At 52.7% G+C, this 20,967-nt stretch carries 22 protein-coding genes; 12 read left to right on the forward strand and 10 right to left on the reverse strand.

From position 1 onward, the window contains the following. Positions 1 to 80 precede the first annotated feature (80 nt). Positions 81 to 1,295 (reverse strand): ornithine--oxo-acid transaminase, encoded by a 1,215-nt coding sequence (gene rocD, locus HND56_09630; protein QKK05931.1) that lies wholly within the window; start codon positions 1,293 to 1,295, stop codon positions 81 to 83. 75 nt (positions 1,296 to 1,370) lie between these two features. Here rocD and HND56_09635 point away from each other — a divergent pair, with 75 nt between their 5' ends. From HND56_09635 to HND56_09645, 3 genes are all read left to right on the forward strand, one after another. Continuing rightward, complete coding sequence (locus HND56_09635; GenBank protein QKK05932.1) at positions 1,371 to 1,853, forward strand: hypothetical protein; 483 nt, start codon at positions 1,371 to 1,373, stop codon at positions 1,851 to 1,853. 142 nt (positions 1,854 to 1,995) lie between these two features. Further along, complete coding sequence (locus tag HND56_09640) at positions 1,996 to 2,517, forward strand: hypothetical protein (protein QKK05933.1); 522 nt, start codon at positions 1,996 to 1,998, stop codon at positions 2,515 to 2,517. 17 nt (positions 2,518 to 2,534) lie between these two features. Beyond that, positions 2,535 to 2,981 carry a hypothetical protein gene (locus tag HND56_09645; GenBank protein QKK05934.1) on the forward strand — a complete coding sequence of 149 codons (447 nt, stop codon included), beginning with the start codon at positions 2,535 to 2,537 and terminating at the stop codon, positions 2,979 to 2,981. Here HND56_09645 and HND56_09650 read toward each other — a convergent pair. Both HND56_09650 and HND56_09655 read right to left on the reverse strand, forming a co-directional pair. Beyond that, entirely contained in the window at positions 2,949 to 3,272 is a 324-nt protein-coding gene (locus tag HND56_09650; GenBank protein QKK05935.1) for a DUF167 domain-containing protein, read from the reverse strand. The two genes, HND56_09645 and HND56_09650, sit on opposite strands and share 33 nt — an antisense overlap. A 15-nt stretch (positions 3,273 to 3,287) precedes the next feature. After that, positions 3,288 to 3,611, reverse strand: a complete 324-nt coding sequence (locus tag HND56_09655; protein ID QKK05936.1) for a hypothetical protein — start codon at positions 3,609 to 3,611, stop codon at positions 3,288 to 3,290. Positions 3,612 to 3,867: 256 nt separating this feature from the next. Here HND56_09655 and HND56_09660 point away from each other — a divergent pair, with 256 nt between their 5' ends. Both HND56_09660 and HND56_09665 read left to right on the forward strand, forming a co-directional pair. Then, positions 3,868 to 4,020 carry a hypothetical protein gene (locus HND56_09660; GenBank protein ID QKK05937.1) on the forward strand — a complete coding sequence of 51 codons (153 nt, stop codon included), beginning with the start codon at positions 3,868 to 3,870 and terminating at the stop codon, positions 4,018 to 4,020. A 113-nt stretch (positions 4,021 to 4,133) separates the two neighbouring features. Continuing rightward, positions 4,134 to 4,427: a hypothetical protein gene (locus HND56_09665; protein ID QKK05938.1), complete on the forward strand. Its 294-nt coding sequence runs from the start codon at positions 4,134 to 4,136 to the stop codon at positions 4,425 to 4,427. 65 nt (positions 4,428 to 4,492) lie between these two features. On the opposite strand, the gene HND56_09670 is transcribed toward HND56_09665, so the two are convergent. Together HND56_09670 and gyrB are read right to left on the reverse strand one after the other, a co-directional pair. Beyond that, positions 4,493 to 4,687 (reverse strand): hypothetical protein, encoded by a 195-nt coding sequence (locus HND56_09670; protein ID QKK05939.1) that lies wholly within the window; start codon positions 4,685 to 4,687, stop codon positions 4,493 to 4,495. Between the two features lie 45 nt (positions 4,688 to 4,732). Next, entirely contained in the window at positions 4,733 to 7,177 is a 2,445-nt protein-coding gene (gene gyrB / locus HND56_09675; protein QKK05940.1) for a DNA topoisomerase (ATP-hydrolyzing) subunit B, read from the reverse strand. A gap of 279 nt (positions 7,178 to 7,456) precedes the next feature. Between gyrB and HND56_09680 the strand changes: the two genes are divergently transcribed. Continuing rightward, positions 7,457 to 7,996: a response regulator gene (locus tag HND56_09680; GenBank protein QKK05941.1), complete on the forward strand. Its 540-nt coding sequence runs from the start codon at positions 7,457 to 7,459 to the stop codon at positions 7,994 to 7,996. 54 nt (positions 7,997 to 8,050) lie between these two features. Further along, on the forward strand, positions 8,051 to 8,551 hold the full coding sequence (locus HND56_09685; GenBank protein QKK05942.1) for a hypothetical protein: 501 nt from the start codon (positions 8,051 to 8,053) through the stop codon (positions 8,549 to 8,551). An 11-nt stretch (positions 8,552 to 8,562) separates the two neighbouring features. Here the strand turns inward: HND56_09685 and era are convergent, their stop codons facing one another. Both era and rnc read right to left on the reverse strand, forming a co-directional pair. Continuing rightward, positions 8,563 to 9,474, reverse strand: coding sequence for a GTPase Era (gene era, locus HND56_09690; GenBank protein ID QKK05943.1), 912 nt, complete (start codon positions 9,472 to 9,474; stop codon positions 8,563 to 8,565). Then, positions 9,467 to 10,261 (reverse strand): ribonuclease III, encoded by a 795-nt coding sequence (rnc, locus tag HND56_09695; GenBank protein QKK05944.1) that lies wholly within the window; start codon positions 10,259 to 10,261, stop codon positions 9,467 to 9,469. The genes era and rnc overlap by 8 nt, the downstream gene beginning before the upstream one ends. A gap of 136 nt (positions 10,262 to 10,397) precedes the next feature. Here rnc and flgK point away from each other — a divergent pair, with 136 nt between their 5' ends. Together flgK and HND56_09705 are read left to right on the forward strand one after the other, a co-directional pair. After that, positions 10,398 to 12,476 carry a flagellar hook-associated protein FlgK gene (flgK, locus tag HND56_09700; protein QKK05945.1) on the forward strand — a complete coding sequence of 693 codons (2,079 nt, stop codon included), beginning with the start codon at positions 10,398 to 10,400 and terminating at the stop codon, positions 12,474 to 12,476. Positions 12,477 to 12,528: 52 nt separating this feature from the next. Next, positions 12,529 to 13,545, forward strand: a complete 1,017-nt coding sequence (locus HND56_09705; protein ID QKK05946.1) for a hypothetical protein — start codon at positions 12,529 to 12,531, stop codon at positions 13,543 to 13,545. A gap of 6 nt (positions 13,546 to 13,551) precedes the next feature. Here HND56_09705 and HND56_09710 read toward each other — a convergent pair whose 3' ends face one another. From HND56_09710 to HND56_09720, 3 genes are all read right to left on the reverse strand, one after another. Further along, the gene (locus tag HND56_09710; protein ID QKK05947.1) at positions 13,552 to 15,615 is read right to left on the reverse strand and encodes a PBP1A family penicillin-binding protein; all 2,064 of its coding nucleotides are present in this window, start codon (positions 15,613 to 15,615) and stop codon (positions 13,552 to 13,554) included. 9 nt (positions 15,616 to 15,624) lie between these two features. Next, the gene (locus HND56_09715; GenBank protein ID QKK05948.1) at positions 15,625 to 16,815 is read right to left on the reverse strand and encodes an acetyl-CoA C-acyltransferase; all 1,191 of its coding nucleotides are present in this window, start codon (positions 16,813 to 16,815) and stop codon (positions 15,625 to 15,627) included. Between the two features lie 127 nt (positions 16,816 to 16,942). Then, the gene (locus tag HND56_09720) at positions 16,943 to 18,151 is read right to left on the reverse strand and encodes a hypothetical protein (GenBank protein ID QKK05949.1); all 1,209 of its coding nucleotides are present in this window, start codon (positions 18,149 to 18,151) and stop codon (positions 16,943 to 16,945) included. Between the two features lie 105 nt (positions 18,152 to 18,256). Between HND56_09720 and HND56_09725 the strand changes: the two genes are divergently transcribed. The 3 genes from HND56_09725 to fabG are packed head-to-tail and all read left to right on the forward strand — an operon-like array spanning position 18,257 to position 20,943. Next, entirely contained in the window at positions 18,257 to 19,189 is a 933-nt protein-coding gene (locus HND56_09725) for a hypothetical protein (GenBank protein ID QKK05950.1), read from the forward strand. Between the two features lie 41 nt (positions 19,190 to 19,230). After that, complete coding sequence (fabD, locus tag HND56_09730; GenBank protein QKK05951.1) at positions 19,231 to 20,181, forward strand: ACP S-malonyltransferase; 951 nt, start codon at positions 19,231 to 19,233, stop codon at positions 20,179 to 20,181. A 24-nt stretch (positions 20,182 to 20,205) separates the two neighbouring features. After that, the gene (gene fabG / locus HND56_09735) at positions 20,206 to 20,943 is read left to right on the forward strand and encodes a 3-oxoacyl-[acyl-carrier-protein] reductase (GenBank protein QKK05952.1); all 738 of its coding nucleotides are present in this window, start codon (positions 20,206 to 20,208) and stop codon (positions 20,941 to 20,943) included. Positions 20,944 to 20,967: the final 24 nt, after the last annotated feature.

Consider the following 20,967-nt stretch of genomic DNA (forward strand, 5'->3'; position numbering starts at 1 on the left):
GTCCTCCTATACTGACTCCGTCAGTTTACAAGAGGTACCGCAAGCTGGCAAGGCTCGCTTTCCACCCTGCAATCAAAATTTCAGGCCGCATTCTGGCGCGCTTCAATTTCGGCAACGACTTCCCTGAATTGCTCCAGCGCCCAGTCAACTTCTTCACGGGTGATGATCAGCGGCGGCGCAAAGCGGACAACGGTTTCATGCGTTTCTTTTGACAGGATACCGCGCTCCATCAGGCGTTCGCAAACTTCGCGCGCCGAAACGCGCTCGGGATCGAAATCAACACCGATCCACAGTCCCAGACCGCGTGCCTCGCGGATCAGGTGCGTCGAAATCTGTGCAATTTCATGCAGCATATAGGCACCGAGTTTTTGACTGTTTTCAACCAGCTTGTCTTCTTCCAGCACCGTCAGCGCCTCGGTTGCGACAGCCGCCGCCAGCGGATTGCCGCCGAAAGTCGAGCCGTGACTGCCGGGACGGAACAGCTCCATCACCTCACGTTTTGCCAGAAAGCAGGAAACCGGCATCATGCCGCCGCCCAGCGCCTTGCCCAGCGTCAAGCCGTCGGGGAGGATGCCTTCATGTTCGAAACAGAAATTCTTTCCGGTGCGGCCCAGACCGGACTGGATTTCATCCAGAATCAGCAACACGTTATTTTCATCACATAATTTACGCAGTGCTTTCAGATAGCCCACGGGCGGTATGCGGATACCGGCCTCGCCCTGAATGGGTTCGATCAGGATGGCGCAGGTATTTTCCGTGATGGCGGCGCGCATGGCATCAACATCGCCGTAATCGACGATTTTAAAACCGGGAGTCAGCGGGCCGAAATTCGCTTTATACTCTTCTTCCGACGAAAAGCTGATCACCGTGGTGGTGCGTCCGTGGAAATTGCCTTCGGCGACGATGATTTCCGCCTTGTCTTTTGCAATACCCTTGGATTTATAGCCCCAAAGCCGTGCGGCCTTGATCGCTGTTTCCACCGCTTCCGCGCCGGTATTCATCGGCAGCGCCATATCCATGCCGGAGACGCGGCAGATTTTTTCCAGAAACGGTGCCAGCTTGTCCGTATGGTAGGCGCGGGAGGTAATCGCCAGCTTTGCCGCCTGATCGCAGAGCGCCTTGACCATGCGCGGATGGGAATGACCGTGGCTGACCGCAGAATAGGCGCTCATCATATCAAGATATTTTTTGCCGCTTTCATCCCAGAGCCAGACGCCCTCGCCCTTTGTCAAAACGACGGGCAGCGGATGGTAATTATAGGCGCAAAAAAGATTTTCTTTCTCAATCGTTGTCATGGTGCCTTATTCTCCCTATGATCGGATACGTTTACTGTTAGCCAAGACTTTTACACCAATAAGGGCAAAAAATAAATGGTGAAACCGATAATATTTCTGGATCTGGACGGCGTTGTCGCCGATTTCGAGCTGCATGCGCGCACCCATGACAAATACCATCGGGATACCGGCAAGCTTGACCGCGAGGCACTGGACCACCAATGGTGGAGTACCATTCCGGTCTTTGACGGTGCGAAAGAATTCTATGCCACATTGCAGAAAATCGGCACAGTCAAATTCCTGACCGGCCCGATGCTGCATTCCGGCTGTCATTCAGGCAAAGCAGAATGGATTCAAAGCTTTGATGATGAACGCGGCAAATGGGCGCTGCGCGATCTGATTATCTGCCCCAGCACGGACAAACATTTTCTGGCAGGCCCGAACCGCATTTTAATTGATGACCGCAAAAACAATATTGCCGATTGGCGGCTTGCGGGCGGTATTGCCATCCTGCATACGGGCGATTACGAGGCAACTTTAAACGCGGTTCACCGTGCTTTAACAGGAGAGGCCGCATAATTTTCATCAAACCCCCTTGCGGAAAACGGGGCCTTTTTCTATCATCTAAAAGGTGACGATCACACCTATTCTTTGCGGGTTTAAAGATCATCCGCCTTAAAGACCGGCCAATGACCAATATGTGACCAACGAGGACGTTTCCATGCAAAAAATTCTTTCTTTCAGCCTGTTTGCCCTCCTGCTTTTCAGCTTTGCAGGAAAAGCGCTTGCCGGTCCGGACGGCCCGCGCATGTCCAGCAAACATAATGATTGGGCGGTTTATGTGTATGAGGATAACGGCCATAAAGTCTGTTTTATGACCTCACAGCCGACAAAATCAGCCGGAAAATACACAAAGCGCGGAGAAATTCACGCCTTTGTCACGCATTGGACGGAAGACGGCAGCAAAAACGTCTTCAATATTATCGCCGGTTACCCCATTAAAACAGGCAGCGTTGTCACCGTCACGATTGACGGCAAAAAATTCAGCCTGCCGACCATCAAAGGCGAAACCGCCTGGGCCGCCGATCAGGCCACCGATAATGCACTGGCCGATGCATTGCAGCGCGGCAGCACAATGGTTGTCAAAGGCACATCGCAGCGCGGCACACTGACCACAGATACCTACAGCCTGCGCGGCACAACGGCGGCCTATAAAGCCTTGAATTCCGCCTGCAATATGTAAGCGCACGGCCACAGTTTATGACCTATCTTGAAACCAGCCGTAAAATCAAAACCGCAAAAAAACTGAGCGCGGCAGCACTGAAAGTCGCCTTGACTGACCGGCTGCGCAGTGCCTTTCATGTCGAAAGCGTTTCCGGCGGCGAAGAGGTGTTTACGGTCACGGCAGGGCATAAATGTCTTATTTTAGGCGCGCCGCCTTATCATGTTTCATTGAATATCCGCATCAAATCCGGCGCGAAAGCCGCCCGTATTCTGGTGGACGGCAAGGTCACGACCGCGGAGATTTCCAAAATTCTCTACGGGTTGGCGCTTATTTTTGCGCTGTTTATCAGTATGGCGGGAATATCGCTGTTTTTTCCGGCTATTCTGGCGCTGATTCTGTATGACAGCCGCCGTAAACGCGCCGAACCGCAGATTTATCTGGAAAAAATTCTAGAGAGTCTTGAGACCGAGTTCGGCGATTAAGGCTTCTGCCTCCGCCCGATCAATCCGCATAAACAGTTTTTTCACCCGCGATGTTTCTCCCGACAATATCTCGATATCGGATTTGGCAATGCCGAAGCTTTTGGAGAGCAGTTTAATCACGGCTTTATTGGCTTTGCCGTCTTCCGGCACATCCGTCACCGCAAGTTTCAGCAGTAAATTCCCTTCCGCATCCCGCATCACGGACTGGATTTGTGTCCGCCCGGATTTCGGTGTCACGCGCAACATAAAACGCACGCCGCCCTCGCAGCTTTCAAATAGGGGTTTTGTCATTTTAAGGATTCTTTTTTAAAAAGCTGCGCCGAGAAAATGGCGGATATCTTCCGTTTCGGTCTGCGGCAATAATGACAGCCCGCGATCCTTCACCGCATTGACGGAAAAAACATTGCCGCCGATCGTCACACATTGCTGCTGATGCACGGCCGTGTAAGATAAAAAGGCCGCAAACGCATTGCCGTCCAGCGACAATTGCAGTTTATCACCTTCCAGATCAACCGTACGGACCTCTTCAGGCAGCAGTGCATAACAGGATTGTTGCGCCTGCGCCTGTTGCGGATAACATGCCGCAAATAGCAGGATAAAAGCCGGTAGTGCCAGAATTTTTCTTATCACAGGGTGTCTCCTTCGCTGAACAGATTTTCTGCTAATGGACGGACAAATTTTTGTTGTAAGAGGCTTTATACGGCAAAAACGGTATTTTTTGCTTGCATTTTCCCGTATTAATTGTCATAATAATATGAAATTGAAAGAAAATAACGCGTTTTCGTTTTATACTGGACAAATATTACAAAATATGCCATTATGTATATATCCAGTAAGAATACCAAGTGATTCTCTAACACGCGCAAAGCGGAAGGGTAATTGAACTATGAAACAAGCGACTGATGGTGTTGGCAAATTCAAAGTAAAGAAAATCGCTCCGATCTGCGGCGGCGGTGCAAATGTCAGTGGTATCGAGGTTCAAAAGGCCAACAACAACCCGCATCCGTTTATTGCGCAAAACCAAGGGTTCCGTCGTTAATCTTTGCGGTGCTCTGTAGCCCAGCCTGAAATTTTCAGTTATACTGTCTTAAACGGCTGACCTTCACTTGCAAGGTCAGCAAATATTATTTGCCTAGACCATATGAGGCGGCCATGGGGATGGATCTCGCCCTGACCAGCGAGGAAGAACTGTTAATCATCAGCGACGAACCCTTTCCGGGTGATGTTGTGCGTGTGGAATTTTACACGGATACGCATCTGATGATCATGTTTTTCACGAATGACCCGAATGATGAAGGCATGCTGCTGGACCGTGAAATTCCGAAAGATTTTATTCCCCATATCCTGAGTGCGGCAACAATTTATGTCGCTCATTACGACGAAGCCAGCGGCAGCGATGACCCTGTCAGCCTGTTTAAAGTTCCCCTGATACGTATCGGCATTTAACTCCCCATAAAAGAAACCCCGCAGGGCTGGCCGTACGGGGTTTTCCTTCAAAATTCCATTGCGTCTTAGGCGATATTTTTAATCATCGCCTGATCAACGATCACCGCAGCTTCATGCACGCCATGGGCGAAAATTTCATCCGCTGCCGGTTTTTTACCGATAATGACATAGGTGCCGCGGTCGGTTTCAAAAACCGCCGGACAGCCGCAACCGCAGCTGCCGCACATATATGCTTCGGGTGTGACGTCATTCAATTTCATTTTCGATCTCCTTGAAAAAGCGCAAAGCAAAACGCCTGGCGCCGATTATATATCAAGATTGGAAACTGACAAGGCATTTTCCTGAATGAATTCACGGCGCGGTTCGACAATATCGCCCATCAGCGTGGAGAAGATCGTTTCCGCCTCTTCCTCATGGTCAACTTTGACCTGCAAAAGCGAACGGACGTCCGGATCAAGCGTCGTTTCCCACAGCTGATCGGGATTCATTTCACCAAGACCCTTATAACGCTGAATTGACAAACCTTTGCGGCCCTCACGCGTCACCGCTTCATACAAGCCGCAGGGGCCGTCAATACGGATAGGGTCGCTTTCCCCAAAGATTAATGTCCCCGTGCCGCCGAAATATTCAATGATTTTATCATTGATATGCACAAATTTCTGCGCCGGACCGCCTTCCAGAATTTCAGGTGTCAAAATCACGCGCGTTTCCACACCCTGCATATTCCGGCTAAAGACGACACTGCCGTTTTCCTGCAATGTGCCTGTCCAGCCCTGTTCAAATTTACCGTAAACCGCATTGATGCGCGCGGCCGCTTCTTCTGCGGTTTTCCGGCTGCGTTTTTCGGGATCCAGCACACCCGCCAGTGCCGCTTGCTCAATCACGCAACGGTCACCGCCGGTGCGGCGGGAAATCGTTTCGATAAACTGCGTTGCCCGGCGTGCCATAGCGATAATCGCAATCAGATCATCTCTGACGGAGACGGAGCCGTCATGCGCTTCAAACCGCAGACCGTCAATAACGCTTCCCACCAGAAATTTTTCCAATTCATGGTCGTCTTTCAGATATTGTTCTGATTTTTTACCGCGCTTGACCTTGTAAAGCGGCGGCTGCGCAATATAGAGATAGCCTTTTTTGATCATTTCCGGCATTTGACGGAAAAAGAAGGTCAACAGCAATGTTCGGATATGCGCACCATCGACATCGGCATCGGTCATAATGATGACTTTGTGATAACGCAGCTTGTCCAGATTGAATTCATCCGGGCCGATTCCCGTTCCCAGCGCGGTAATCAGCGTGCCGATTTCCTGACTGGACAGCATTTTGTCAAAACGCGCCCGTTCGACATTTAAGATTTTACCTTTCAGCGGCAGAACCGCCTGATTTTTACGGTGGCGCGCCTGTTTGGCAGAGCCACCGGCACTGTCACCCTCGACAATAAATAATTCGGCCAGTGCGGGGTCACGTTCCTGACAATCGGCCAGTTTCCCGGGCAGGGAGGAAATATCCAAAGCACCTTTCCGGCGCGTCAAATCACGCGCACGGCGTGCGGCTTCCCGCGCTGTCGCAGCTTCAACCGCCTTGCCGATAATTTTCTTGGCATCCTGCGGGTTTTCTTCAAACCAGTTTTTCAAATGCTCGCCGACGACGGCTTCGACAACGGGGCGCACCTCGCTGGAAACCAGCTTGTCTTTCGTCTGGCTGGAGAATTTCGGATCAGGCACTTTCACGGACAGCACACAAGTCAGCCCTTCGCGCATATCATCGCCTGACAGCTGGACTTTCTCTTTTTTCAAAAGCCCCTTATCCTGCGCATAGCTGTTGATGGAGCGCGTCAGCGCGGCGCGGAAACCGGCCAAATGCGTTCCGCCGTCCCGCTGCGGGATGGTATTGGTAAAACAGAGCACATTTTCGTGATAAGCATCCGTCCATTCCAGCGCCACTTCAACCGTGATGCCTTCCTCTTCCATTTCCTGCGAAAAGGAAATCGGCCCGGCATGCAGAACATTTTTGGAACGATCCATATATTGCGCAAAGGCGGCAAGACCGCCTTCATAATAAAGTTCCTCGACCTTCGGCGTTTCCTCGCGCGCATCCGTCAGCACAAGGCGCACACCGGAATTCAGGAACGCCAGCTCACGCAGGCGTTTTTCCAGCGTTTTAAAATTGAAATCCGTCATGGTGAAGGTTTCCGTCGACGGCAGGAAGGTCACTTCACTGCCGCGCTTCTCCCCTGCCGGCCCCACTTCTTTCAGCGGCGCTTCGGGTTCACCGTGACGGAAACGCAGGAACCATTCTTTGCCGTCCCGCCAGATCCGCAGATCCAGCCTTTCGGACAAGGCGTTGACAACAGAGACACCGACACCGTGCAGACCGCCGGAGACTTTATAGGAATTCTGGTCAAATTTACCGCCCGCATGCAGCTGCGTCATAATAACCTGCGCTGCGGAGACGCCTTCCTCATGCATCGCGACCGGAATACCGCGTCCGTTATCGCGGATCGTGGCGGAGCCGTCGGCATTCAAAACAACATCAACGCGATCACAATGGCCGGCCAGCGCCTCATCAATGGCGTTATCGACCGCTTCATAGATCATATGGTGAAGACCGGTGCCGTCATCGGTGTCACCGATATACATGCCCGGACGCTTGCGAACAGCGTCCAACCCCTTCAAAACTTTAATTGAATCCGCGCCGTATTCGGCGTTATTATCTGTGCCTGCCGCAGCAGTTTGCGTCTGTTCTGACATGAACCTTCCAATGAGTAAAGAATCTGTTTAAATCCGGTCTTCACTCTAGCAAAATCCGCAGCGTAATGGCAGGAAAAAGTGCAAAAAACCGCGTTTTTTCGCAGAAACAGACAAAGTGTAATATTCTGAAAAAAAAGATATTTTTAAAAAAAATGCACAGTTTTATAAATCCATGTTAAAATATAGTAATACGATTGAATGTTTTCATTCCGCATATCGCATAAACAGACATATTGCACTGCGGAAAACCAGTATTTCCAGAGGCCGCAACGACAGTAAATGGCATATAAATTCAACAAAATAACGGTGCTGATTGTCGAGGACACACAAGAGATGTTCGAGATTACCCGTGCCGTGCTGCAAACTTTCGGTATTAACAGCACGATTTCCGCCAATGATCTGCGCAGCGGCTGGCGCAAATTCTGTAACTATAATCCCGATCTGGTCATTATCGACTGGCTGGAAAACGACAGTCTGGAAGACCAGGGCGCCATTGCAGACGGCTTAAAACTGATGCACGCCATCCGCCATGATGATAAAAGCCCGAATAAATTCGTCCCTGCCATTATGATGACGGGCTACAGTATCAAGCGAAACATTAATCTGGCACGCGATTACGGCGCGACCGAGTTTATCGCCAAGCCCTTTACGGCGGAAACGCTGTACCGGAAAATGGAGCATATTATCGAGCATCCGCGGCGTTTTGTCCGTGCCCCCGGCTTTTTCGGCCCTGACCGCAGGCGGCAGGAGAAAAATCCGCCGGAACATGATCGCCGTTCTGCTGAAATTGCCTTTGAACCGTCTAAAGAAAACATCTAAACTGTTACCGGATGATTGGACGGAACATTGACAAACAAAGACAAAGATAAAAACATGACGCAGTCACTGAATCTGGACAGGATCGAGATGATCCATCCGCCGAATATGTTGAAAGAAAAAGTCGGCTCCGGCGGGCTGGACCGTGCCGTTATCAAGGCGGCGCAGGAGAAAATGTACAAGAATGAGCGTAACTTTCTGCCCATTGTCGAAAAGCATATTCTGCGCATTGAAAGCGTCTTGAAAAACCGCCGCATGAGCCCGAAAGAAATTTTGAACGAGGTTTGTTTCTCCATCTCCCGCATGAAGGCGCAGGGAAGCATGTTCAATTACCCGCTGGTGACGGAAGTCAGCGCCATGCTGCTGCTGTTTCTGCCGCGTGTGGAAAAGATTGATGCCGATATTCTGGAGATTCTTTCCGCCTATCAGACCACTGTCCGTACAATTATCGGGCGCGGATTACGCGGCGAGAAAACGGCGGAAGGGCGCGGATTGCTGACGGAGCTGCAACGTGCCTGTGACCGTTATTACAAATTCCGCTTCCGCAAGGACAGATAACGGAAGACGCGTCAGGAAAAATCAAGCCCCCATTCGCGGTAACGGTCGGGGTCATCCATCCAGTTTTCCTTCACCTTGATGAAAATCTCCAGATGAACATTCTCTTCCAGTAATTCATTGATTTCCGCGCGGGCGGCGCTGCCGATGGATTTGATCTTGCGCCCGCCTTTGCCGAGAATCATGGATTTATGCTGCGGACGCGCCACATAGATGATCTGCCCGATACGCAGTCGCCCGGTTTCGTCTTTTTCCCAGCTTTCGGTTTCCACCGTGCACATATACGGGATTTCCTGATGCATCTGTTCAAAAAGTTTTTCACGCGTGATTTCAGCGGCCAAAAGCCGTGCGGGCATATCGGACACGATTTCCGGATCGTAAAGCCACGGGCCTTCGGGAAGGGCTTTGGCAAAATCATCCAGCAATCTGTCACAGCCGTCCCCCGTCAAAGCCGACACCATATAGATATCCTGAAATAAGCCGCTATCGGAAAATTCCTGTGCCATTTGCAGTAGCTTGTCACGGCGGAGAAGATCGATCTTGTTTAAAATCAGCACCGTTTTTTGCGGCACCTTGCGTTTCGCCAGCTCCGCCAGCAGCAATTCTTCGGATTTTGTGCGTTTCGCATGTGCCGCATCCATCAGCACCGCGATAATATGGGAGTCATGCGCCTCGCGCCATGCCGTTGACACCATCGCCCGGTCAAGGCGTTTTTCCGGATGAAAAATGCCGGGCGTATCAACCAGAACAATCTGGCTTTCATCGCGCATGACAATACCCACGACGCGGCTGCGCGTGGTTTGCACCTTATGCGTCACAATCGATACTTTCGTGCCGACAAGCTTATTGACCAATGTTGATTTTCCGGCATTCGGGGCACCGATCAGACTGACCGAACCGCAACGTGTCGAGACTGTATCAGACATCTTTTTTGTCACCCGCTTCCGGTTTCTTTTTGCTGCGTTTTTCCCGCTCTTCGATCTGGCGCATCATCAGCTCCGCCGCTTTCTTTTCCGCCTTGCGCTTGGATTCCCCGCTGACCGTGACCGTATCAAAACCGTCAATTGTCACACTAACCATAAATTCCGGCGCATGATCGGGACCGGAACGCGAAACCAGATCATAAACGGGCAGCCCCTGCCCGCGTCCCTGCGACCATTCCTGCAGGCGGGTTTTCGGGTCTTCCGGCGGGCGCGGCGCACCGGCGACAGAATCCCGCCATTCCCGTTCGATAAATTTACGTGCGACATTATAGCCGCCATCCAGATAAAGCGCGGCGATCACCGCCTCCAGCACATCGGCAAGCATTGCTTTCTTCTTACGTCCGCCACTGCGCTGTTCGCTCGTGGATAAAAACATTTCGCCGCCCAGCTCCAGTTTTGCGGAAATTCTGGCCAATGTCGTTTCCCGCACGGCTTCGGCATGGCGTTTTGCCCAGTCCCCTTCGCTTTCACCGGGGAAAATATCATAAATCAAATGCGCCACAACCAGAGACAGTACACGGTCGCCGAGAAATTCCAGCTGCTCGTAGTAATAATGGTGATGGGCGGGATCAAGATTACCGCGGTCAGGAATGGCGCTGGCATGGGTTAAGGCCGTGCGCAGATATTGTTCATTCTTAAAGCGGTGGCCAAGCGTCTTTTGCAGGGCGGACAGGTCCGTTTCGCCCGGTTTTTTATTCTTTTTTTCTGTAATGACTTTATTCCCTACCATGCCGCCTGTTTTACACGCGAAAGGCGAAAAACACAACAAAACAATGCGGCGCGGAGAGAAACGCGGCTTTTGGCACGCTTCTTGCAACATCCCTAAAACAGAAAAGACCAAGTTTTACGTGGAAAGGGGACAAACCATGCCCGTCCAATCGCTGAATAACGCATTAACCGGCCTGAGAGCGGCGCAAAACGCCATTAATCTGACCTCGCATAATATTGCGAATGCCTCAACGCCCGGATATACCCGGAAAATCTTGCCGCAAGAGGCAAGTTTTACCGATGTGAACGCACTGGGAGTCCGCATCGGCGAGGTGTTGCGCAGTGTCGATATGTCGCTGATCCGCGAGCTGGTCGGACAAACCAGCCAGATTTCGGGGCTGGATGTCCGTGAACAGTATTTGTCCCGTATTCAGGCCTATCACGGCGCATCCGAGGCTGAAAGCTCGATCGGTGCGGTTTTGAATAATCTGAAAGAGGATTTCATCTCGCTGTCTTCCGAACCGGAAAGCGGTATTCTGCTGAATAATGTTGTTTCCAGCGCACAGGAAACCGCGCGGCTGTTCAATGATTTTTCCTCCACATTGCAGCAACTGCGCAACGAAACCCAGACCGATATTTCCGCATCGGTCACCGAGGTGAACGGCGCGCTGGAAAATGTCGCCACCCTGAATCTGCGCATTGCCAAACTGGCTGCCGCCGGACAAAGCACTGCCGATCTGGAAGATCAGCGCGATGCCGCGATTTCTCTGGTCGCCGAGCATTTGAGCGTCTCCTATTTCCGCGCAGAAAACAACAAAATCGTGCTGATGACGGCAAACGGGCAGACTCTGGCCGATACCGAAGCGCGCCGTCTGGTCTTCAATCCGACCCAGCAAAGCGCCACCAGCTTCTATCCCGGTGGCGGCTCTGCCGGATTATTTATCGACAGCACAACGGGCATCGAACTGACAGGCGGCAATATCGGCGGTAAAATCGGCTCACTTTTTGCCTTGCGCGACGAAACCTTGCCGCAATATCAGGCACAGCTGGACGAACTGGCGCAAAAAACCGCAGAACGCTTTGCCACACAGGGACTGGAACTGTTTACGGATGCGCTGGGCAATGTTCCTGCCAGCGTTGCACCGCCCGGCGCCGTCGGCTATGTCGGTTTTGCCGCGGAAATCCGTGTCAATGCCACGGTTGTCGCCGATCCGACGCTGGTACGTTCCGGAACCACCGGCGCAACGGTTCCCAGCGGGTCAAACGAGGTTATCCGCAAGATTATCGACTTCACCTTTGGCGCCTTTACAGGGCAGCAAGCCATCGGAACCGTCGATATTTCCGCCGGAACGATTTTTGCCGCCACGGGACTGTCGCAATTCGCACAAATCATCGGCACCGCCGATATCACCGATCTGGGCATTCTGGACAGCCATCCCGACATCGCCCCAGGGGCGCAGTTCACGATTGATGTCGGCGGCGGTCCTGCCCTGATTACCATTAATGCCGGTGATACGGCGACCGATCTGGTCAATAACATCAATGCCGCCCTGCCCGGTACGGCGCGTCTGAACAGTCTGGGACAAATCGTTCTGGAGGCAGGCGCGGATATTACGGTCACCGCCGCATCGCTGACCGCCGCAGGTCTTGCCGCGCTGGGATTGACAGCGGGGGTTACGCCGGCACAGGATCCGTCCTTTACCATCAGCGCCGGTTTGAACAGCCCTGTGACCATCTTTATTTCGCCGACCGATACGCAAGCCAATCTGCTGGCTGATCTGAATGCCGTTCCCGGCGTCACGGCCTCACTCGGCCCCGGCGGCGTTTTGCTGATTACCCCTGATGACGGCGGCGATATTGCCCTGACAAACGGTCTGGGCGATCCGCTGGTTGCGCTGGGTGTTTCCGTTGTCGGCACGCCGCATACGGCCTTTCGCGAAGATAATCTGGGCCCGAATGCGGATATTGCCACACAGCTGGTCGGTTTCACCTCGCTGGTGCAATTTGCACAGGGGCTTGTCAGCCAGCATGGAGAAACATACCGCAATACGCAAAAAGCACAGGAAAGCGAACAGCTGTTTTATGACACGCTGGAAAACCGCTTCCTGAACGAAAGCGGTGTTGATCTGGATCAGGAACTGGCAAGGCTGATTGAGCTGCAAACCGCCTATTCGGCGGCGGCACGGGCGATTTCCGTTTCGGAAGAGCTGTTCAACACCTTACTGAACGCCTTTTAACGGCAAAATATAAAAAGAGATGTGTGTAATATTTTAAGGAAGGAATAAGAAAATGGCACTGACAACGATCTCCTTTCTGGGACAATCGAAAACGCAGAGTACGCAGCTGGCGGACTTGCGCGCCACGCTGAATGATCTGCAACGCCAGCTGGCCACGCAGAAAAAAACCGAAAACTTCGCCGGTTTCGGCGTTGATGCGGGCCGCGTGCAAAGCCTGCGCACCGATTTAAATGAAATTGATGCCTATTCCACCAATATCGACCGCGCCATTTTGCGGACAAAGGTGATGAGCGAAACCCTGACGGAAGTGACCAATATCGCCAATCAGATCATTGACGGTTTCCGTCTGCTGCAATCCGGTGCCGACGGTGTTGACGCCGATTTCCTGCGCAATCTGGCGAGTAATAATCTGCAATATCTCGGCGATTTGCTGAACACGGAAATTCAGGGGTCTTACCTGTTTTCGGGTAATGATATCGGCAATGCCCCCTTTACCAACGAGGCGACGCTAAATGCCAATATTCAGGCGGAGTACACAACATGGCTGGCCGGCGGGCAGACTCCCGCGCAATTACTGGCCAATGCGGATGCCTTCACAGGTGCCGATCTCGGCTATGCCGGAACGCTTGGCGCCTCCGGTGATGTGATTGCAAAAGTCGATGACAGTATCGAAATCAATTACACGCTGAAAGCCGATAATCCCGGTCTGCAGGAAATCGTGCGCGGCCTTGCGCTGGCGGCCAATCTGCAATTCCCCAACCCTGCCGTCGATATCGCGACGGAGGCGGAATTCGACCAGATTTTTGCCGGTATTATTTCAACACTGGAAGGCGGCATTACGGCACTGGAAAGCGACCACAACATTCTGGTCAGCAAGAACGCGCTGATGAGTGATATTAAAGCCCGTCAGGAAAACGAGCGCAACACGCTGCAATCCATGCTGGACGATCTCGAGAATGTTGATACGGCTGAAATTATTGTTCGCCTGCAATCGCTGGAAACACAGATGACGGCCTCTTATGAGACGACCAATCTGGTGAATCAGCTGACACTGGTCAATTTTCTTTAAACCGCGTTAATTAAAGCGTTCGGTATTATCGCCGCGAATAACGGGACCGTCATTGCGATCTGATCCGCCGAATAATCTTATCAAACCGCCGATACCGCCGCCGCTTTCACTGCGCGGCGGTTCATAGCGCAGCCCCCGCATATCCGTGACCGCGAAAATATCTCCCCACAGCTTTGCCGGCAGACCGCCGCCCGTAACATTTTTCATCGGACGGCCATCGTCATTCCCCATCCAGACCCCCGCAACGATATCCGGTGTGTAACCGACAAACCACGCATCGCGGGCATCCTGACTGGTGCCCGTTTTTCCGCGTACCGCCAGACCGGATGCGCCCGCATTATGGCCGGTTCCGGTTTCATCCGTGACCGCCAGTAACATGCGGTCCAGCCGGCGGATCGCCGCCTGCGGAAATAATCTGTCACGCGGCGCATTCTCACGTGTGAAAAGAATCTGGCCGTCCTCATCCCTGATTTCCAGCACGGCATAGGGATAAACCGCCCGGCCGGAATTGGCGAAAACCGCATAAGCCGTCACCATATCCAGCAGCGTCACCTCGCTGGAACCGAGCGCAAGGCTGAGATCGCGGCGCAGCGGTGTTGTAATGCCCGCACGGCGCGCCACAGCCAGCACATTGCCGATACCCGCCTGCTGTGTGACCCGCACCGCGGCGGTGTTCAGTGATTTTGCCAAAGCCTGTTCCAGCGTGACGCTGCCGTAATAGCGTCCGGCAAAGTTTTCGGGGCGGTACCCCCCTGCTTCGGAGGCTGTGAAAGGCTCATCCCGCACTTTATCCTGCGGTTCCATGCCGCGCAGCAACGCCGCCAGATAAACAAAGGGTTTAAAGGCGGAACCGGGCTGACGTTGCGCCTGAACCGCACGGTTGAAACGACTTTTCGCATAGTCACGCCCGCCGACCATCGCCCGAACCGCGCCGTCAGGCGACATGGCGACAAAAGCCGCCTCGCCCAGTTGATGCGTTTTCTCGTTTTCATCCAGCATATGACGGAGTTGCTGCGCCGCGCTGTTTTGCAGCCCCGCATCAATAGTCGTGCGTACAACAAGGTTACGCCCCGTTGTCCCGACAAAACTGCCGATACTGTCGGCAATCCAGTCCATGAAATGGCGGTCTTCATGATCGCCGAAGGTGTTGACGAAACGCAGCGGCAGATTTTGCGCCGTCACGCCCTTTATCTTGCCGGCGTTCAGATAGCCCGCATCCACCATTGCCCCCAGAACCCTCATCGTCCGTTTCCGCGCCAGATCAGGATTATTGAAAGGCGAATAACGCGACGGTGCCTGCAACAAACCGATCAGCAGCGCCCCCTCTTCCAGATTCAAGGCAACGGCGGATTTATTGAAATAGGTGCGCGCGGCGGAATCAATACCGTAAGCCCCCGCCCCGAAATAAACACGGTTCAGATAGGCGGTCAGGATTTCCTCTTTCTCGAATTTCTGTTCAAGCCAGAGCGCAAGCAGCGCTTCCTGTATTTTACGCTTTACGGTCTTATCGGCGCTTAGAAACATATTTTTTGCCAGCTGCTGCGTCAGGGTCGAACCGCCCTCTACCAGACGGCGCTCTTTCAAATTGCGCAGCATCGCGCGGGCAAAACCACGCGGATCAATCCCGAAATGTGTAAAGAAACGGCGGTCTTCCGTAGCCAGAAGCGCATTCACGACATGTGCGGGCAGCGTATCGGCATAAACGGGATTACCTTTGATACCGCCGTAATGGCCGACCGTTTTACCGTCATGCGCGATAATGGTCATGCCCGTGCGTGCGGGCACGGCAACAATGTCATCCGAACCGGGAAGATCGCGGGCATAATAAAGGATAAGACAGAACAGAAACATTCCCGCCCAGATGGACAGGACAAAAAGCCACTTTCCCAGAAGCCGCAATTTCGACGCTTTATGCGCTGCGGGCTTCCGGGAAGGCTTTTTCTTTGTGACGGATTTTCTTGCCTTGACCGGTGCTTTGCGGGGCTTTTTGGCAGCTGTTGCCGTTTTGCTCCGCGCCGCCGTCTTTTTGGGCGTCCGTTTTTTTGCGGTTTTGCGCTTTTTTTGCGTCATGCGTGTTCTTTACGCGGCAATGCGCTCCACTGCGATCGCTGTCGCTTCACCGCCGCCGATGCACAGCGAGGCGACACCGCGCGTCAAACCGCGTTTTTCCAGCGCGGCCAGCAGTGTGACAATGATACGTGCGCCCGAAGCACCGATCGGGTGACCCAGCGAGCAAGCGCCGCCATTGATGTTGACTTTCTCATGCGGCAGGCTCAGCTGACGCATCGCCGCCAATGTCACCAGCGCGAAGGCTTCGTTGACTTCATAGAGATCAACATCATTTGCCGCCCAGCCGACATTTTCCAGCAGTTTTTGCGTGGCACCGATCGGCGCCAGCGTAAACTCCGCCGGTTTTTGCGCATGGAAGGCATGGCCTTTGATTTCTGCGAGAATTTTCAAGCCGCGCTTATCAGCTTCGCTGCGGCGCATCAGTACCAGCGCCGCCGCACCGTCGGAGATCGAGCTGGCATTCGCCGCCGTCACTGTCCCGTCGGGATTGAAGGCCGGACGCAGTTGTGGAATTTTTTCCGGACGTGCGGTTTTCGGGCCTTCATCTTCCGTGATTGTCACCTCGCCCTGACGGGTTTTCAGCGTCACGGGGATAATTTCACCGTTAAAATCGCCGTCTTTCTGGGCGCGTTGTGCGCGTGCCAGTGATTCCAGTGCGAAATTATCCTGATCTTCGCGGGTAATTTGCAGGCTTTGCGCCGTATCATCGGCGAAAAAGCCCATCAGCTTGCCGCGGTCATAGGCATCTTCCAGACCGTCCAGAAACATGCTGTCGGCAACTTTGCCGTGGCCCATGCGGTAACCGCCGCGGGCTTTGTCCAGCAGATAGGGGGCGTTACTCATGCTTTCCATGCCGCCCGCAACCATCACGGAAGAAGAACCGGCCAGCAGCAGATCATGCGCGAACATCACGGCTTTCATACCTGATCCGCACATTTTGTTGATGGTGGTCGCGCCTGTTGAAATCGGCAGACCTGCACCCAGCGTTGCCTGACGTGCCGGTGCCTGTCCCTGACCTGCGGGCAGAACACAGCCCATAATCACATCTTCGACGGCCTCTGCGGAAAGTCCCGCACGCTCGACCGCTGCCTTAATAGCCGCCGCGCCCAGATCATAAGCCGGCATTGCGGATAATTCACCCTGAAACGCACCTTGTGCCGTACGGGCGGCGCTGACGATGACAATTGTATCTTCACTCATATTTCAAAACTCCTCTGTTACTGAAAAAATGTCTAAAACATCTCCCCCAAGCGTCTTAATTATGCTGCTTTGCACAAACACTCTAGCCCCTCGCCGTAAAAAAGAAAAGCCTTATCCTATCCCGCTTTTATTCCTGTCGTGTTTTATCGGCACGACAATCCCAAATCCATGTTCCAAACCGCGATTGACGCAGCTTACACTTTAACCGCATCTCTTCACCATCCGGGCTATCCATCAAATCCAGGCGCGGACAAAACCGCCCACGCACCGTCCGTAGCTGGGTTTGCAACAAACAATACTGCCGCGGGTCGGAACTTTCCCTATCCTGCACAAAAACAAAGCTTTTTGAAATGGTCGTACTTGCCGCAATCCGCCCCAGAAATTTCCCGCTACCATAACCGACAGCTATGAACACCATGAAATAAATAAATAGCGGCATAAATAAAGGTGATAACAGCTTAAAGGCCATTATCATCTTACCTTTGTCTGTTTGCGGCATAGATTTCGGTCTGTTTATTTTGAATTCAAAATATCCCAGAAATAAGCCCAGAGAGAGCGCACAGGCCATAGCAAAAAATTCAGCTATATTACGCCAAGTGCTTGATATGACATACCCCACATCAAATGCGACCCCGTATAAAAAAGCCAGCAGAAACAAAAGAACGACCCTCTTCAGAAAGTATAGCTTCACTTCCTGCTGTTGCCGCGCTTGATAATAATGGATCCAATCCTTTGCATTGAACGGTTCAGGCCTTACAAACGGTTCTTGCCTGCGGAACGCCTCATGAATTTCATAGGCCACCTGATGCGGTGTCTGTCCTTTCAACACAGCATCGCTTGCATATATGTAATCCGGGTCTGTTATTTTTTCGACAGCATCGGATGCGAAGTGGTATTTTTCCACCAGAATTTTCTGCAATTCCGTATGAAAGGCGGCAAGCCCTTCTTTATTTTCGGATATATACTTTCTTCCCTGCTCCTCTATCGCCATTTCTCCCTGATGACTACTGACCACTTGTTTCCATGCCGTCTCATTATCCATACCCCGCCGTAGCAAAATCGTGACAATACTGCATTTTCTAGCACTCTCTTCCATGAGAAGACGCAAGAACAGCCCGAAGACAGTCAGCCCTGCACCACCCTGCAACAATTGAATAATATCAGAAGGAAAAGACTGTTGATAAATACCACCCAGAAAACCGATGATAAATAGGGGAAATCCTAACCTATAACTATATTTACCTACATAGACTAATTCATCCATCCAGCCGATTTTGCGGAAAAGCGCATATTCTTTGCGGATTCTATCGTTTTCTTTTTCCTGAAAATCCGTCATGCGGGCAAAGCTCTGTTTTATTTACACGGGAAAGATTGCAAGCTTTCACCAAATAGGATAAGCAATAACGCCTTGAAGGTACAAGTGTTATAAGGCAAAGGACATATGGACGTTATCTTAAAATTTTTGACGCTGTATCTGCTGATCGGGGCGGGATACGGGGTGCAGAAATATCTGAAACTGCCGCTTGAAAAAACCAGCCGTTTTTTCCTTTATATCGTGCTGCCCGCCTTTACCGTCGGCAAGCTGGGTTACGGCAATCTGGTACCGGCCGATCTGGGCAAGCTGCTGATGGCGTTTTTGATCGCCGTCGGGGTTTGCGGCATCTGTTATCTTGCCGCGCATTACATCTGGCAGGAAAAAGACAAAAAGAACATGAAATATCTGGTCGCCGCCGCCGTGCCGAATGCCAATACCGGATATTTCGGCATTCCCGTTGCCATGCTGCTGTTTTCCGATGATCTGGTCGCGAAATATATTTTGTCGAATTTCGGTATCGGGATTTTTCAGCTGACACTCGGCTATTACCTGTTTGCCAAAAGCCATGCCACGATGATGGACAGCCTGCGCAAGCTGATGGGCTTTCCGGCCTTTTGGGCAATGGTGGCGGGGCTTGGCATCAATTTCCTGCATATTGACCTGACCGCGCCTGTGGAAAGCGGCATTATCCTTCTCTCCGATATCGCTGCATGGATCTTTTTCATCGGCGGCATGATGATTATCGGTATGGGGCTAGCCAATCTGGAGCCGAAAGACATCAACTGGAAAACCGTGATCTGGGGCAATGTGCTGTGTTTTGTCCTCTGGCCCTTGATTGCCGTCTCTCTGGTTGCTGTTGATGCCGCTTTTTTACATTTACTGGCAGAGGGAGAAGCCAGAATTTTCTGGTTGATGGCAGCCTGCCCTATCGGCGCGAATGCGGTGCTGTATGCGCATGATTTCAAACTGCATCCGGGGCAGGCCACATTGATGGTGATGTCATCAACCCTGCTGGCCATGCCGATTTTGGGGCTTGCGGCACCGTTTCTTTTGCAATAATCTTGGCACGCAAAAGAACAAAAAATGAAGGAGCGTCACATATGACACGCGCATTTGTATTTCCGGGGCAAGGCAGTCAATTTCCGGGCATGGGCAAGGAACTGTTTGAAAATTTCGTCACCGCCCGCGAAGTCTTTGAAGAAGTCGATGAAGCCCTTGAGCAAAATCTGAGCAAGCTGATCTTCACAGGCGAGGAAAGCGATCTGAACCTGACGGAAAACACGCAGCCCGCTTTGATGGCGGTCAGCATCGCCGTGCAGCGCATCCTTGAAAAAGATATGGGCGTTGTGCTGGGTGATGATAAAAACACCGCCTTTGTCGCCGGACATTCGCTGGGCGAATATTCCGCCCTGACAGCTGCGGGAACGCTATCCCTCTCCGATACGGCGCGTTTGCTGCGCATTCGCGGGCAGGCCATGCAAAAAGCCGTTCCCGTCGGTGTCGGCGCGATGGCGGCGATTCTGGGTCTGGAATTCGATGATGTCTCCGCCATCGCCAAGGAAGCCACAAATAGCGAGATTTGTTCCGCCGCCAATGACAACGCTTTCGGGCAGGTTGTCGTCAGCGGTCATGTGCAGGCGGTGGAAAAAGCCATTGCGCTGGCCACGGAAAAAGGGGCGAAACGCGCTCTGATGCTGCCGGTTTCCGCGCCCTTCCACTGCCCTTTGATGCAGCCTGCCGCGGATGCGATGGCAGAAGCCTTGTCAAAGGTGGAAATGCGCGTACCTGTTGTGCCGCTGGTGGCCAATGTGACGGCTGCGGCCGTAGAAAGCCCTGCGGAAATCCTTGATTTGCTTGTCAAACAGGTAACGGGAACCGTACGCTGGCGTGAATCCGTCCTTTATATGAAGGAACAGGGCGTGGAAAAACTGGTCGAGCTGGGCGCGGGCAAAGTCCTTGCCGGACTGACCAAACGCATTGACCGCGAGCTGAGTGCCATGTCCATCGGCACCCCAGCCGATCTGGAAGAATTTGCCAACAGCCAAATGTAATTTTTAAAGAAAGAGGAAGAATCCATGTTTGATCTGACAGGAAAAAAAGCACTCGTCACAGGCGCATCCGGCGGTATCGGCGGCGCGATTGCCAAACGTCTTGCCCAGCAGGGTGCGGATGTCGTCATCACAGGGCGCAAGCCCGAGCCGCTCTATGCACTTGCAGAAGAGATCGGCGATAAGGCCCATGTGATTGTCAGCGCATTGGATGATTCCGAAAAGGCCGCGGCACTGATCGCCGGCGCAACGGAAGCCATGGGCGGCGTTGATATTCTGGTCAATAATGCCGGATTTACCCGCGATACGTTATCCATGCGTATGACGGATGGTGACTGGGATGCCGTTATTCAAGTCAATCTGACCGCCTGTTTCCAGCTGTGCCGCGCCGCGATGCGCGGTATGATGAAAAACCGCTGGGGACGAATGATCAATATCTCCTCCGTTGTCGGCGTAACGGGTAATCCGGGGCAGGCCAATTACGTCGCCTCGAAAGCCGGCATGATCGGCATGACCAAATCCATCGCCGCCGAACTGGCCAGCCGCAACATCACCGCCAATTGCATCGCGCCGGGCTTTATCGCCACGCCGATGACCGATGCGCTGACCGATGACCAGAAAGCGGGCATCAATGCCAAAATCCCCGCCGGTCGCATGGGCACGCCTGATGATATCGGCCATGCCGTTGTCTATCTGGCCAGCGACGAAGCCGCCTATATGACGGGGCAGACGCTGCACGTCAATGGCGGCATGGCGATGATTTAAATTGACATAATACTGAAATCTCGC

It is taken from the genome of Pseudomonadota bacterium (assembly GCA_013285465.1).
GTDB lineage: Bacteria > Pseudomonadota > Alphaproteobacteria > Micavibrionales > CSBR16-224 > CSBR16-224.